Source organism: Pseudomonas sp. G3-39, from assembly GCF_054790485.1.
On sequence record NZ_CP186497.1, the window covers coordinates 2763276 to 2777710 of the forward strand.

General features: G+C 59.1%; 10 protein-coding genes and 1 pseudogene. 9 read left to right on the top strand and 2 right to left on the bottom strand.

Annotated elements, in window-relative coordinates:
- Position 1: 1 nt before the first annotated feature.
- Together ACOYXG_RS12265 and ACOYXG_RS12270 are read right to left on the bottom strand one after the other, a co-directional pair.
- Positions 2–793: a hypothetical protein gene (locus ACOYXG_RS12265; RefSeq protein ID WP_247269106.1), complete on the bottom strand. Its 792-nt coding sequence runs from the start codon at positions 791–793 to the stop codon at positions 2–4.
- A gap of 335 nt (positions 794–1128) precedes the next feature.
- Positions 1129–1554: a YciI family protein gene (locus ACOYXG_RS12270; RefSeq protein WP_096797339.1), complete on the bottom strand. Its 426-nt coding sequence runs from the start codon at positions 1552–1554 to the stop codon at positions 1129–1131.
- Positions 1555–2111: 557 nt separating this feature from the next.
- On the opposite strand from ACOYXG_RS12270, the pseudogene ACOYXG_RS12275 reads away from it, so the two are divergent.
- From ACOYXG_RS12275 to ACOYXG_RS12315, 9 genes and pseudogenes are all read left to right on the top strand, one after another.
- Positions 2112–2482: pseudogene (locus ACOYXG_RS12275) on the top strand (DUF6124 family protein).
- A 248-nt stretch (positions 2483–2730) separates the two neighbouring features.
- Entirely contained in the window at positions 2731–3234 is a 504-nt protein-coding gene (locus tag ACOYXG_RS12280) for a PAAR domain-containing protein (protein ID WP_096797341.1), read from the top strand.
- Complete coding sequence (locus ACOYXG_RS12285) at positions 3234–3932, top strand: hypothetical protein (protein ID WP_096797342.1); 699 nt, start codon at positions 3234–3236, stop codon at positions 3930–3932. The genes ACOYXG_RS12280 and ACOYXG_RS12285 overlap by 1 nt, the downstream gene beginning before the upstream one ends.
- The gene (locus tag ACOYXG_RS12290) at positions 3919–4383 is read left to right on the top strand and encodes a hypothetical protein (protein ID WP_236645243.1); all 465 of its coding nucleotides are present in this window, start codon (positions 3919–3921) and stop codon (positions 4381–4383) included. Before ACOYXG_RS12285 ends, ACOYXG_RS12290 begins: the two co-directional genes overlap by 14 nt.
- A gap of 231 nt (positions 4384–4614) precedes the next feature.
- On the top strand, positions 4615–5115 hold the full coding sequence (gene tpx, locus ACOYXG_RS12295) for a thiol peroxidase (protein WP_027613732.1): 501 nt from the start codon (positions 4615–4617) through the stop codon (positions 5113–5115).
- A 175-nt stretch (positions 5116–5290) separates the two neighbouring features.
- Positions 5291–6598 (top strand): MdtA/MuxA family multidrug efflux RND transporter periplasmic adaptor subunit, encoded by a 1308-nt coding sequence (locus tag ACOYXG_RS12300; protein ID WP_027613731.1) that lies wholly within the window; start codon positions 5291–5293, stop codon positions 6596–6598.
- Positions 6595–9690: an MdtB/MuxB family multidrug efflux RND transporter permease subunit gene (locus ACOYXG_RS12305; protein WP_460358036.1), complete on the top strand. Its 3096-nt coding sequence runs from the start codon at positions 6595–6597 to the stop codon at positions 9688–9690. Before ACOYXG_RS12300 ends, ACOYXG_RS12305 begins: the two co-directional genes overlap by 4 nt.
- 142 nt (positions 9691–9832) lie before the next feature.
- Entirely contained in the window at positions 9833–12940 is a 3108-nt protein-coding gene (locus tag ACOYXG_RS12310; RefSeq protein ID WP_333991657.1) for an efflux RND transporter permease subunit, read from the top strand.
- Positions 12937–14406 carry an efflux transporter outer membrane subunit gene (locus ACOYXG_RS12315; protein WP_096797345.1) on the top strand — a complete coding sequence of 490 codons (1470 nt, stop codon included), beginning with the start codon at positions 12937–12939 and terminating at the stop codon, positions 14404–14406. The genes ACOYXG_RS12310 and ACOYXG_RS12315 overlap by 4 nt, the downstream gene beginning before the upstream one ends.
- The last annotated feature ends 29 nt before the right edge of the window (positions 14407–14435 follow it).

Consider the following 14435-nt stretch of genomic DNA (forward strand, 5'->3'; position numbering starts at 1 on the left):
CTTATTTTCCGAATGTCACGTTGATCCCGGCGAACAGGGTGAATTGCGGCACGCCATCGCCTTTGCGTTCGACGGTCCACTGCGGTTCGAGGAAGGCGTTGAGAATATTGCTCCCGGACTTCCAGACTTTGCCCGCACCCAGGCCGATCGGGATGTAGTGAGTGTTGTTCTTCAGGTCGAACGTCCAGGTGCCGGTGGAGCGCAGGTACCAGCCTTTTTCCAGGTTATGAATGATGAACGGCTGCAGGGTTGCCGTTTCGACATGCGCGCGGTCGTGGTCACCGGCGAACGAGCTCTGGTACTGCACCAGCGCACCGAGCAGACCGCGCGGCGACGAATCGATCGCTACCGCCGCGAGGCCGGCCTGCCATTTGCCGGTACCCAGTTCATCCTCGGCAGCGGTCGGCGCGGTGATCTGCGGGCCGATGCCCAACTGCACGCCGTCGGTCTTGAGCAGGAAAATGTCGAACAGGTTGAGGTCGCCAATCCCCGTGCTGTAGCCGCCGTGCGGATCGGGGCGGGTGCTGATCGGCATCGTTGCGCGCAGTAGCTGCGGTACTCCGATGAAATCGTTGGGCGCAATCGGCAAAGTACCGCGCAGCAAGGCATCGTTGGTGTGCAGGTTGCTGTCGAACAGCTTCGGCGTGTAGTAATCCTGCAGGTTGGCGCCGGGCGCCAGGTTCAGCGGGTTGTTGCTTTTGTTGGCCTCTTCGGCGTTATTCGCCAGGGCACAAAATACAGGCGCCAGCGAACTCGCCAGCAGCAAGGCGCGAATCCCCAATTTTTTCGACATGATCCCCGTTTCCCTGGTGGCTACTGCATGGACGTCCCGGCGCTTCTCGGCCGTTGGACCTATTCCCTTTCTTATCAAGCCTGTAGGACACGTCTGAATGACGCTAGCAGCTAATGGGGAGTTAGCCAGTCGAAGGGATTAATTCTTTGGTTTTGTGTACGGCTTCGCAGTCGAGTGGTGAACTGATCAATTAAATGTGTGTTGTCAGTGATGACGCTTTCGCGGGCAAGCCACGCTCCCACAGGTGAAGCGCTCACAAATCCTGTGACCGACTCAATACCTGTGGGAGCGTGGCTTGCCCACGATGGCAATTTCAAATTCAACCCGGCATGGGATCAGGCATTTTTCTTTGCTTGCTCGCGAACACGCTCTTCCTGCGCCCGTGCTTCGGGGGTGAACTCGGCGCCAAAATCCTCGGCAGAGAAAATCTGGCGGATTTCGATATCAGAGTCGCCCGGCATGGGATTGGGGCAGCGCTTGACCCATTCGATGGCTTCTTCTTTCGACTTCACTTCCCAGATCCAGTACCCGGCTACCAGCTCCTTGGTCTCGATGAACGGGCCGTCGATGACGGTGCGTTTGTCGCCGGAGAAATGCACGCGGGCGCCTTTGCTGCTCGGGTGCAGGCCATCGGCGTCGATGAGGATGCCGGCCTTGACCAGTTCTTCGTTGAAGTTGCCCATGGCGGTGATCAGCTCTTCACTGGGCATGATGCCGGCTTCGGAATCGGCGCTGGCTTTGACAAGGATCATGAATCGCATGGTGGTTTCTCCAGGGAATGGGGTTGATTCACTGCTTAGTCGAACGGGCAGGGCGTGAATCGACACGTCTCTGAATAAAAGATGCAGTCCGGCGTTTTAACAAACGCAATCCGACACGCTGCACTGCCAAGGTAGGAGCTGCCGCAGGCTGCGATCTTTTGATCTTGTCGTTAAAAACCAACATCAAAAGATCGCAGCCTGCGGCAGCTCCCCGTGCGTATTTCAATTCAGAATGTTTAAACGTTGTTTCGATTTTGCGGAACGTTCCCACAAGGTTTTCAGGTTGTCCGTCGGACGTAGGGTCTTTAGCCTGTGTTCGTCGCTGCCAATTCAGCGACCGGGACTGGAAACCCCGATGGGTATTAGTGGCGCGTACACGCCTTTCATAACGTATCCTTGCGCACTTCGAATGTGTGCACTCCGTTATGGCGGCTGTGCGCGGGGGACCTTCGGGTCGTCCGGGTCGCCGCTGCCCGGGTTTCCAACCTGCGTACAGCTGCCACCTCTTCGTCCGGAAACCGAAGGGGTCAGCTCCGACTATTCAGTGGAGTTACACCATGAAAAAACCAACACCCAACCCCCCCCAGAATCAGGCGCCGACACCACAACCCCTTACGCCTCAGTCGACAGTAAAAAACTCCACGAAGCCGCCGACCGCGCCCTCGACTACTACCTCAATCCCGCCGCCCGTATCATGTCTAGCGCCAACGAGCCGGAGTCCATGTACCTCGCCAATCCCAGGTACAACACCGAATCTCTTCTAGCCAACGCCAGCGAAACACTCGGCTCGGCCAGCGTGATGCTCATCAACTTCGCTGCCTCGCTGGAAACCTCCCAGCGCAAAACAGCACTGGGCATTGCTCAGGTCGTCATGCTGGGCGAGTTAGCGGTAAATCAAGCACTGGATCACGTAGAACTTAAAGACTGATTGATCATGACCCTTCCCGCGCGCAGCAAAGCAATGCAGCCCTTGACGCTCTGCGTCAGATTCGTGAGTTGGCGCACAGAGCTCTCTTGTTACATTCCTTTACCGCGCGTTGGAACGGTCAACGACCAACCAAAAAAGACTCTAGCCGGTCGTATTTTCTATCCAGTCCGGAGGTGCCATGGATACCCTGTTTTCCAAAACAAGATCGGGTAACATCCGCAGGTCGTGATATTCAATGGAGAGAAACGATGGCAGGAAAGCCAGTCGCAAGACTCGGAGATCCAGGTAGTCATGGTGGAAATATCAGCACTGGATCAAGTCCTATTTTTGTTAACTCGACTCCCGTAGCTTTGGTAGGAGATATCTATTCCTGCCCGATTCACGGCAGTAATCCCATAACAACGGGCGCCCCCCATGTTTTTGGGTTGGGAAAGGACGTTGCCCATGTCGGTTCCCAAACGGCGTGTGGAGCGACGATTACTGCTGGATCACCCGACACCTTCGTCGGTGATTCTGGTAGTGCTCCCGCCAGCTTCTTCTCGCAGTTTCTGAAAGAAAAGACTTTCGTCGAGTTTCAGTTGCTTAATGAAAGAGATGAACCTGTAGCCAACGAGGCGTATGAATTGACGCTTCCCGATGGAACCTTGATGACTGGCGTCCTCGACGAAAATGGCTTTGTGCATGTTGCAAATATTCCCAGGGGGAGTTGCAGCATAAAGTTTCCGAAACTTGAAGATACGGAACATCTTTAATGGTTCAGTCTACTAAAACTACCAGCACAACCCAGGCAGCAAAAAATACAGGCGCATCAGGGAAAACCACGAAAACCAATCAGGTGGTCGTATCCGGTGCGTATATGGAAGTGCTGGTGGGTGGTCCCTACACCCGCGATAAAGAAGAGCATCCTTTCGGGCACGCGGCTTTACACGTGGTGGTCGGTAGCAAAGACATTACTTATGACTTTGGTCGCTATGGAAAAACCTGGGGCACGTTCGATAGCGAGGGCGAAGGCGTGTTGAACGTCTGGACGTCCTTCAAAGCGTATATCTCTGGTGAAAACAGTTTGGGGCGTACAACAACAGGTTTTGTTTATTTTTTGGAAAATGCAAAAGCCGAGGCTGTGATCGCTCATTTCGACGGTATTGTCGCCCAGCAAAAAGAACAGCGAAAAAAGACTGCCTCATCAGCTCGGTATGTCTTGCCATCGAACTATCATCCGACTACGAATAACTGCACAACCGTGACAATTGCAGGAGCAAAGGTTTCGGGAAAGTCAATTGTGCAGAACCCGGGGAAATTCAATGAGATGCGAGGTCTTTCTTTCATCGAAAGACAGGCAGCGCGTACGCAAAGTAGTCCGAAGGACGGTATTTTCATGCCTGCGGATTTACAAGCCATGCTCGAAGCGAATACCGAGGCCCCCTATGATAAGAAAAATGTTTACAAATAGACGTCTTGGCCTATGGCTGGTGGCAGTTTTATCCGTCAATGCGATTTTTTTGGCTTTTCTGATTTTTGGCGATATTGCGAAGGGGCACAATATGAAAATGATCAAAACTAAAGAACCGTTGCTGATTGAAGGGCCAAATGGCGACGAGAATTACTATGTCCTGCCTTTGGGTACTACCCTTTATCACGATAAAAGCTTTCCTGAAGGGCACGACCGTTATGTAGTGTATCTCAATCATAAAGGTGCAATTGCACACGAAGAAGTACCCATGAAGCCTGAGTATGGTGGTTCATTTATAGATCCGCTCTGGCTGGCCAATGTTGATGAGGAAACCTTGAAAGAAATTTTCAAACGGTTTCCGCTCTCCAAAACCGATATTGCCGCTGCTATCAAGGCCAATGAAATAACCAAGGATGATCTAGCCGACATCATCCGATCCATGCCCGACTGACCAATTCTTTTAGCTGTCGGTGAAACGAAGCTGCGATCTTTTGATCTTGATGAAAAGATAAAGTCAAAAGATCGCAGCCTTCGGCAGCTCCTACAGGGGGGGGCGGGGTTGTATACAATTTTTTGCGCAGGCCCCTGACAATTTTCAGTCAGGGCATAGGTCGTCGGACAATTTCGTGGTTAACTTCGGCCTCTTGCATGCTCAATAACCACGTTAAGAAGGACTAAAGTCATGGCTCAAGTCACCCTCAAGGGCAACCCGGTTCAAGTCAACGGCCAGTTGCCACAAGCCGGTTCCAAGGCGCCAGCCTTTTCCCTGGTTGCCGGCAATCTGTCCGACGTCACCCTGAAAGACTTCGCCGGCAAGCGCAAAGTGCTGAACATCTTCCCAAGCGTTGATACCCCGACCTGCGCCACCTCGGTGCGCAAGTTCAACGCTCAGGCCAACGAACTGGCCAACACCGTGGTGCTGTGCATCTCGGCTGACCTGCCATTCGCCCAAGCCCGTTTCTGTGGCGCCGAAGGCCTGGAAAACGTGCAGAACCTGTCGACCCTGCGCGGTGCCGAATTCATCGAAAACTACGGCGTAGCCATCGCTGAAGGCCCGCTCAAAGGCCTGACCGCCCGCGCCGTGGTGGTGCTGGACGAGAACGACAACGTGCTGCACAGCGAGCTGGTCAAGGAAATCGCTGAAGAGCCGAACTACGACGCAGCACTCGCCGTTCTGAAATAAGCGCTTTTACAATTGTTAACGGCCTGGCCCTGTCCAGGCCGTTTTCATTTGTGTATCAGTGTTTTGCCTCACACCTTGAAACGTAAGTTGAAGGTAAATTGCCGGTAAAGCTGCTTTGCTTAAATCCGATCAGTGCTTATCGTTCAGCCTCCCGTAAAAGAAGCCCACGCGCCCAATGGTTAATCAATCCATGCAATCGTCCCCTCGCAACTCCCGTCGCTGGCTGATCAGCCTGCTCGTCCTGTTGGTCATCGCCGTCCTGTGCTGGAAATTCTGGCCCGCCGGTTCGGCCCACAAGGAGGGCGCCGACAAGGCTGCGAGCGGCCATGCCGGACGTTCGGGGATGATGCGGCCGGGCTTCGGTGGCGCGGCCGGGCCGATTCCGGTGCGGGTGGCGCCGGCGGTCACGGGGGACTTCCCGCTGTATTACAAGGCACTGGGCACGGTGACCGCGCTCAACACCATCAATGTGCGCAGCCGGGTCGGCGGTGAACTGGTGAAGATCAACTTCGAGGAAGGGCAGATGGTCAAGGCTGGCGACCTGCTGGCAGAGATCGATCCGCGTCCGTACCAGAACGCCTTGCTCCAGGCTGAAGGCACCTTGCTGCAGAATCAGGCGCAGTTGAAAAACGCTCAGGTCGATGTCGAGCGTTATCGCGGTCTGTACAAGGAAGACAGCATCGCCAAGCAGACCCTGGACACCGCCGAAGCGCTGGTCGGCCAGTACCTGGGCACGGTCAAGACCAATCAGGCAGCGGTCAACGACGCCAAGCTCAATCTCGAATTCACCAAGATCCGCGCGCCGATTGCCGGTCGCGTCGGTCTGCGTCAGGTCGACGTCGGCAACCTCGTCGCCGCCAACGACACCACGTTCCTTGCGGTGATCACTCAGACCCAACCGATCAGCGTGGTCTTCACCTTGCCGGAAAACAGTCTCGAAACCGTATTGGCGCGCTACCACAGCGGCGCCAAACTGCCGGCCGAGGCCTGGGATCGCGGCGATACCAAGATCCAGGCCAGCGGCGTGCTGCAAAGCCTCGACAACCAGATCGACGTCGCCACCGGCACCCTGAAATTCAAGGCCCGTTACGATAACCGCGACCAGTCGCTGTTCCCCAATCAGTTCGTCAACGTCCATCTGCTGGCCGACACCCTCAAAGGCGTGGTGCTGGCACCGTCGGCGGCGATTCAGTTCGGCACCAACGGCACGTTCGTTTACGCATTGGACGGCGACAAGAAAGTCACCATCCGCCAACTGAAAATCGGCGCCAGTGACGGCACCAACACTGTGGTCACCGAAGGCCTCGCCGCGGGCGATCGCGTGGTGCTGGAAGGCACCGACCGCCTCAAGGAAGGCAGCGAAGTGGAAGTGGTCAACGACAGCAATGACGTGCCGACCACCCCGACCGGGCACCTGCAGGGCAAACCCGCCGCCAGTGCGCCGGACGCTGCCGCGGCTGACAAGGCCAAGAAGGGCGCATGAACATTTCGCGGCTGTTCATCCTCCGTCCGGTAGCCACCACCCTGAGCATGCTGGCCATTGTGCTGGCCGGCCTGATTGCCTATCGCCTGCTGCCGGTCTCGGCTTTGCCGCAGGTCGATTACCCGACCATTCGTGTCATGACCCTATACCCCGGCGCCAGTCCTGACGTGATGACCAGTGCCGTCACCGCACCGCTCGAACGTCAGTTCGGGCAGATGCCGGGCCTGACGCAAATGGCTTCGACCAGCTCCGGCGGCGCTTCGGTGCTGACCCTGCGCTTCAGCCTCGACATCAACATGGACGTCGCCGAGCAGCAGGTGCAGGCCGCGATCAACGCCGCGACCAATCTGCTGCCAACCGATTTACCGGCACCACCGGTGTACAACAAGGTCAACCCGGCGGACACCCCGGTGCTGACCCTGGCGATCACCTCGAAAACCATGCTTCTGCCCAAACTCAATGATCTGGTCGATACGCGCATGGCGCAGAAGATCGCCCAGATCAGCGGTGTCGGCATGGTCAGCATTGCCGGCGGTCAGCGGCAGGCGGTGCGGATCAAGGTCAACCCGGAAGCCCTCGCGGCGAACAGCCTGAACCTGGAAGACGTGCGCACCCTGATCGGCGCGTCCAATGTCAACCAGCCGAAAGGTAACTTCGACGGCCCGACCCGGGTCTCGATGCTTGACGCCAACGACCAGCTGACGTCGCCCAAGGACTACGCCAACCTGATCCTCGCCTACAAGAACGGCGCGCCGTTGCGTTTGAAGGATGTGGCGGAAATCGTCGACGGTGCGGAGAACGAACGTCTCGCCGCGTGGGCCAACCAGAATCAGGCAGTGCTGCTCAATATCCAGCGTCAACCGGGCGCCAACGTCATCGAGGTGGTCGACCGGATCAAGGCCTTGCTGCCGAGCATCACCGACAACCTGCCGGCCGGTCTCGACGTTACCGTGCTCACCGACCGCACCCAGACCATCCGCGCTTCGGTCACCGACGTGCAGCACGAACTGCTGATCGCCATTGCATTGGTGGTGATGGTGACGTTCCTGTTTCTGCGGCGTGCCAGTGCGACGATCATCCCGTCGGTTGCGGTGCCGCTGTCGCTGATCGGTACGTTTGGCGTGATGTACCTGGCCGGCTTCTCGGTCAACAACCTGACCTTGATGGCGCTGACCATCGCCACCGGTTTCGTGGTCGACGATGCGATCGTCATGCTGGAGAACATCGCGCGTTTCATCGAGGAGGGTGATAGCCCGATGCAGGCAGCGCTGAAAGGCGCCAAACAGATCGGTTTCACTTTGATTTCGCTGACCCTGTCGCTGATCGCGGTACTGATTCCACTGCTGTTCATGGCTGACGTGGTCGGGCGGCTGTTCCGCGAGTTCGCCATCACTCTGGCGGTAGCGATCCTGATTTCCCTGGTGGTCTCGCTAACTCTGACGCCGATGATGTGCGCGCGCTTGCTCAAACGTGAGCCGGAAGCCCACGAGCAGGGCCGCTTCTACCGGGCCAGCGGCGGCTTCATCGACTGGATGATCGCCGCCTACGGGCGCAAGTTGCAGTGGGTGCTCAAACACCAGCCGCTGACCCTGTTGGTGGCTATCGGTACGCTGGCGCTGACCGTGTTCCTTTATATGGTGGTGCCCAAGGGCTTTTTCCCGGTGCAGGACACCGGGGTGATCCAGGGCATTTCCGAGGCGCCGCAGTCGATTTCCTTCGCCGCCATGGGCGAGCGCCAGCAGGCGCTGGCCAAGGTGATTCTCGAAGATCCGGCGGTGGAGAGCCTGTCGTCCTACATCGGTGTCGACGGCGACAACGCCACGCTCAACAGCGGTCGCCTGCTGATCAACCTCAAGCCGCATGGCCAGCGTGACCTGAGCGCCACGGAGGTGATCGCGCGCCTGCAACCGCAACTGGACAAACTGGTCGGTATCCGCCTGTTCATGCAGCCGGTGCAGGATCTGACCATCGAGGATCGGGTCAGCCGCACCCAGTACCAGTTCAGCATGTCCTCACCGGATGCCGAACTGCTCAGCCAGTGGAGCGGGCGTCTGGTCGAGGCCCTGGCCCAGCGTCCGGAACTGACCGACGTTGCCAGCGACTTGCAGGATAAAGGCCTGCAGGTCTATCTGGTGATCGACCGCGATGCGGCTTCGCGCCTCGGTGTCTCGGTGCAGAACATCACAGATGCGCTGTATGACGCCTTCGGTCAGCGGCAAATCTCGACCATTTACACCCAGGCTAGCCAGTACCGCGTGGTGCTGCAGGCGCAGGCCGGGGAGAAGATCGGCCCGGCGGCGCTGGATCAGATTCACGTCAAGACCACTGACGGTGCGCAGGTGCGCCTGTCGAGCCTGGCCCATGTCGAGGAGCGTCAGGCGCAACTGGCGATCACCCACATCGGTCAGTTCCCTGCGGTGATGATGTCGTTCAACCTCGCACCCGGCGTGGCGCTGGGGCATGCGGTGGACATCATCGAACAGGTGCAGCAGGACATCGGCATGCCGATTGGCGTGCAGACCCAGTTCCAGGGTGCGGCCGAAGCGTTTCAGGCCTCGCTGTCGAGCACCTTGCTGCTGATTCTGGCGGCGGTGGTGACCATGTACATCGTGCTCGGCGTGCTTTACGAAAGTTACATTCATCCGATCACCATTCTCTCGACCTTGCCGTCTGCGGCGGTCGGCGCCTTGCTCGCGTTGCTGCTCAGCGGCAATGACCTGGGGATGATCGCGATCATCGGCATCATCCTGCTGATCGGTATCGTCAAGAAGAACGCGATCATGATGATCGACTTCGCCCTCGACGCCGAACGCACCCAGGGCATGGCGCCGGAGCAGGCGATCTATCAGGCGGCGCTGCTGCGCTTCCGGCCGATTCTGATGACCACTCTGGCGGCGCTGTTCGGCGCCGTGCCGTTGATGCTCGCCACTGGTTCCGGGGCTGAGTTGCGTCAACCACTGGGTCTGGTGATGGTCGGCGGTCTGCTGGTGAGTCAGGTGCTGACCCTGTTCACCACGCCGGTGATCTATCTGTACTTCGACCGTCTCGGTCGGCGCTTTGGCAAGACCAATGCCGAAGAGGTATCGGTATGACTATCCGTACACATACCCCTTGTAGGAGTGAGCCTGCTCGCGATAGCGGTGTGTCTGTCCCTATCGATATTGAATGTGCCGACCTCATCGCGAGCAGGCTCACTCCTACAGGGGAGTACGGTGAAAGTAAGGATCTTGGTCAATGAACCTCTCCGGTCCTTTCATCAAGCGCCCGGTCGCGACCATGCTCCTGAGTCTGGCGATCATGCTGCTGGGCGGTGTCAGTTTCGGCCTGTTGCCGGTATCGCCGCTGCCGCAAATGGATTTCCCGGTGATCGTGGTCCAGGCCAGTCTGCCCGGCGCCAGTCCCGAGGTGATGGCGTCCACGGTGGCGACGCCGCTGGAGCGTTCGTTCGGGGCGATTGCCGGTGTCAACACCATGAGCAGCCGCTCCAGCCAGGGTTCGACCCGGGTCATTCTGCAATTCGACCTCGACCGTGATATCAACGGCGCGGCGCGGGAAGTGCAGGCGGCGATCAACGCTTCACGCAACCTGTTGCCGAGCGGGATGCGCAGCATGCCGACCTACAAGAAGGTCAACCCGTCGCAGGCACCGATCATGGTGCTGTCGCTGACCTCGGATGTGCTGGAAAAAGGCCAGCTCTACGACCTGGCCTCGACCATCCTCTCGCAGAGCCTGTCCCAGGTGCAGGGCGTAGGTGAAGTGCAGATCGGCGGCAGTTCGCTGCCGGCGGTGCGTATCGAACTTGAACCGCAGGCGCTGAACCAGTACGGCGTGGCGCTCGACGATGTGCGTAAGACCATCGCCGGGGCCAACGTGCGCCGGCCCAAGGGCTCGGTCGAAGACGGCGAGCGCCTGTGGCAGATCCAGGCCAACGACCAGTTGGAGAAAGCCAAGGATTACGAGTCGCTGATCATCCATTACAAGGACGGTGCGGCCCTGCGTCTGAAAGACGTGGCCAAAGTCAGCGACGGCGTCGAAGACCGTTACAACAGCGGTTTCTTCAACGATGACGCGGCGGTGCTGTTGGTGATCAACCGCCAGGCCGGTGCCAACATCATCGAGACGGTCAACGAGATCAAGGCGCAGTTGCCGGCGTTGCAAGCGGTGCTGCCGGCCAGCGTCAAACTGAACCTGGCGATGGACCGCTCGCCGGTGATCAAGGCCACGCTGCACGAAGCGGAAATGACCCTGCTGATCGCCGTGGCGCTGGTGATTCTGGTGGTGTTCCTGTTTCTCGGGAATTTCCGCGCCTCGCTGATTCCGACGCTGGCAGTGCCGGTGTCGCTGGTCGGCACCTTTGCGGTGATGTACCTCTATGGCTTCTCGCTGAACAACTTGTCGCTGATGGCGCTGATTCTGGCCACCGGACTGGTGGTGGACGATGCCATCGTGGTGCTGGAGAACATCTCCCGGCACATCGACGAAGGCGTCAAGCCGATGAAGGCTGCCTACCTCGGGGCCAAGGAAGTCGGTTTCACCTTGCTGTCGATGAACGTGTCGCTGGTGGCGGTGTTCCTGTCGATCCTGTTCATGGGCGGAATTGTCGAAAGCCTGTTCCGCGAGTTTTCCATCACCCTGGCAGCAGCCATCGTGGTCTCGCTGGTGGTCTCGCTGACCCTGACGCCAATGCTCTGCGCGCGCTGGCTCAAGCCGCACACGCCGGGCCAGGAAAACCGCCTGCAACGCTGGAGCCGCCGCGCCAACGACTGGATGGTCGGCAAATACGCGACCAGCCTCGATTGGGTGCTGCGCCACCGCCGTCTGACTTTGCTCAGCCTGATCATTACGGTCGGGGTCAACGTCGCGCTGTACGTGGTGGTGCCGAAGACCTTCATGCCGCAGCAGGACACCGGCCAGTTGATCGGTTTCGTCCGGGGTGACGACGGTCTGTCGTTCAGCGTGATGCAGCCGAAAATGGAAACCTTCCGCCGTGCCGTGCTCAAGGACGAAGCAGTGGAAAGCGTCGCCGGGTTCATCGGCGGCACCAACGGCACCAACAACGCGTTCATGCTGGTACGCCTGAAGCCGATCAAGGAGCGCAACCTGTCGGCGCAGAAAGTCATCGAACGCCTGCGCAAGGAAATGCCCAAGGTGCCCGGCGCCCAGTTGATGCTGATGGCGGATCAGGATCTGCAATTCGGCGGGGGTCGCGAGCAGACCACCTCGCAATACAGCTACATCCTGCAAAGCGGCGATCTGGGGGCGTTGCGCGAGTGGTACCCGAAAGTGGTGACTGCGCTGCGCGCACTGCCCGAGCTGACCGCCATTGATGCCCGCGAGGGGCGCGGCGCGCAGCAGGTGACGTTGATTGTCGACCGCGATCAGGCCAAGCGCCTCGGGGTCGACATGAACATGGTCACGGCGGTGCTGAACAACGCCTACAGCCAGCGGCAGATTTCGACGATCTACGACAGCCTCAACCAGTATCAGGTGGTGATGGAGGTCAATCCGAAATACGCGCAGGATCCGGTGACGCTCAATCAGGTGCAGGTGATTACCGCTGACGGTGCGCGGATTCCGTTGTCGACCATCGCCCATTACGAAAACAGCCTGGAAGACGACCGCGTCAGCCACGAAGGCCAGTTCGCCTCGGAAAGCATCGCGTTCGACATGGCTGAAGGCGTGACCGTGGAGCAGGGCAGTGCCGCGATCGAGCGGGCGATTGCCAAGGTCGGTCTGCCGGAAGACGTGATCGCGAAAATGGCCGGCACCGCCGATGCCTTTGCCGCGACGCAGAAGAGTCAGCCGTTCATGATCCTCGGTGCGCTGCTCGCGGTGTATCTGGTGCTCGGTGTGCTGTATGAAAGCTACATTCACCCGTTGACGATTCTCTCGACCTTGCCGTCGGCCGGGGTCGGTGCATTGCTGTCGATCTATGCGCTGGGCGGCGAGTTCAGCCTGATCTCCCTGCTCGGATTGTTCCTGCTGATCGGGGTGGTGAAGAAAAACGCGATCCTGATGATCGACCTGGCACTGCAACTGGAACGCCATCAGGGCCTGTCGCCGCTGGAGTCGATCCGCAGCGCCTGCCTGCAACGGCTGCGGCCGATTCTGATGACCACCCTGGCGGCGATCCTCGGCGCCTTGCCGTTGCTGCTTGGCCGGGCGGAGGGCGCGGAAATGCGCCAGCCATTGGGCCTGACCATCATCGGCGGCCTGATCTTCAGCCAGGTCCTGACCCTTTACACCACGCCTGTGGTTTACCTCTATCTCGACAAGCTGCGCCACCGCTTCAACAAGTGGCGCGGCGTGCGTACTGACGCCGCTCTGGAAACTCCGCTATGACTGACCGTTCGCTTCTCAATCTGGCCACTGCGCGCGGTTCGCGCCTGTTGAGCCTGTCGCTGTGCGTGGCGATGCTCAGTGCCTGCGCCGTCGGCCCGGACTATCAACGTCCGCAGACCGCCGAGGTCGCGCAATACAAAGAGGCCGAAGGCTGGCGTCAGGCTAATCCGAGCGACTCGCTGGCGCGCGGCGCCTGGTGGGAGTTGTACGGCGATCAGCAGCTCAATGGCCTGATCGAAAAACTCAACAGTTCCAACCAGACCGTCGCGCAATCCGAAGCTCAGTTCCGTCAGGCCCAGGCTTTGGTGCGCAGTGCCCGTGGGGCGTTTTATCCCAGTGTCGACTTGAGCGTGGGCAAGACCCGTTCCAGCCAGGGCACCGGCAGCAGCAGTTCGAGCCTGAGCAGTTCCGCCAGCGGCATTCGTGACACCTACAACGCGCAATTGGGTGTGAGTTGGGAGGCTGATATCTGGGGCAAATTGCGCCGAGGTCTGGAAGCCAACGAGGCCAGCGCCCAGGCGAGCTTCGCCGATCTGGCCGCGATGCGCCTGAGCCAGCAGTCGGAGCTGGTGCAGAATTACTTGCAACTGCGGGTCATCGACCAGCAGAAGCGCCTGCTCGAAGCCACCGTCGCGGCCTACGAAAAATCCCTGCAAATGACCCAGAACCAGTACCGCGCGGGGATATCCGGGCGCGATGCGGTGGCGCAGGCGCAGACCCAGTTGAAAACCACTCAGGCCGATCTGGTCGACCTGATCTGGCAGCGGGCGCAGTTTGAAAATGCCATCGCCGTGCTCACCGGGCAGGCGCCGGCCGAATTCAGCATCGCTGAAACCCAGAACATTCCGAATCTGCCGCAGATTCCCTTGAGTCTGCCTTCGCAACTGCTGGAGCGGCGTCCGGACATCGCTTCGGCGGAGCGCTCGGTAATCGCCGCCAATGCCAATATCGGCGTAGCCAAAGCCGCGTATTACCCCGACCTGACCCTGAGCATGAGCGGCGGCTACAGCAGCAGTACCTCGAAAAATCTGTTAACGCTGCCGAACCGTTTCTGGTCGGTCGGGCCGAAACTGGATTTGCCGATATTCGACGGTGGTATTCGTTCGGCCGAGGTTGACCGTACCGAGGCGGCGTACGACCAGACCGTCGCCAAGTATCGCCAGACCGTGCTCGACGGCTTCCGCGAAGTGGAAAACTATCTGGTGCAACTGAAGGTGTATGAAGACGAGGCGGCGGTGCGTCAGGAAGCACTGGATGCTGCACGCGACTCGCTGCGCCTGACCCAGAACCAGTACAAGGCCGGGTTGATTGCCTACATCGATGTGGTTGTGGTGCAAGCCACGGCGCTGAGCAACGAGCGGACTGTGCTGAACATTCTGCAGAGCCGCTTGATCGCCAGCGTGCAATTGATTGCGGCGCTGGGCGGTGGCTGGGACGGACAACTCGATGTCAGCGACAATCGCTGATCCGTGGGAGCGAGCCTGCTCGCGAAGCC

What these genes read in the sequence shown, in the direction of transcription:
- ACOYXG_RS12270 (WP_096797339.1), bottom strand. Translation starts at nt 1,554, where the DNA reads ATGCGATTCATGATCCTTGTCAAAGCCAGCGCCGATTCCGAAGCCGGC.
- ACOYXG_RS12315 (WP_096797345.1), top strand. Translation starts at nt 12,937, where the DNA reads ATGACTGACCGTTCGCTTCTCAATCTGGCCACTGCGCGCGGTTCGCGC.
- ACOYXG_RS12285 (WP_096797342.1), top strand. Translation starts at nt 3,234, where the DNA reads ATGGTTCAGTCTACTAAAACTACCAGCACAACCCAGGCAGCAAAAAAT.
- ACOYXG_RS12290 (WP_236645243.1), top strand. Translation starts at nt 3,919, where the DNA reads ATGTTTACAAATAGACGTCTTGGCCTATGGCTGGTGGCAGTTTTATCC.
- ACOYXG_RS12280 (WP_096797341.1), top strand. Translation starts at nt 2,731, where the DNA reads ATGGCAGGAAAGCCAGTCGCAAGACTCGGAGATCCAGGTAGTCATGGT.
- ACOYXG_RS12300 (WP_027613731.1), top strand. Translation starts at nt 5,291, where the DNA reads ATGGTTAATCAATCCATGCAATCGTCCCCTCGCAACTCCCGTCGCTGG.
- tpx (WP_027613732.1), top strand. Translation starts at nt 4,615, where the DNA reads ATGGCTCAAGTCACCCTCAAGGGCAACCCGGTTCAAGTCAACGGCCAG.
- ACOYXG_RS12310 (WP_333991657.1), top strand. Translation starts at nt 9,833, where the DNA reads ATGAACCTCTCCGGTCCTTTCATCAAGCGCCCGGTCGCGACCATGCTC.
- ACOYXG_RS12305 (WP_460358036.1), top strand. Translation starts at nt 6,595, where the DNA reads ATGAACATTTCGCGGCTGTTCATCCTCCGTCCGGTAGCCACCACCCTG.
- ACOYXG_RS12265 (WP_247269106.1), bottom strand. Translation starts at nt 793, where the DNA reads ATGTCGAAAAAATTGGGGATTCGCGCCTTGCTGCTGGCGAGTTCGCTG.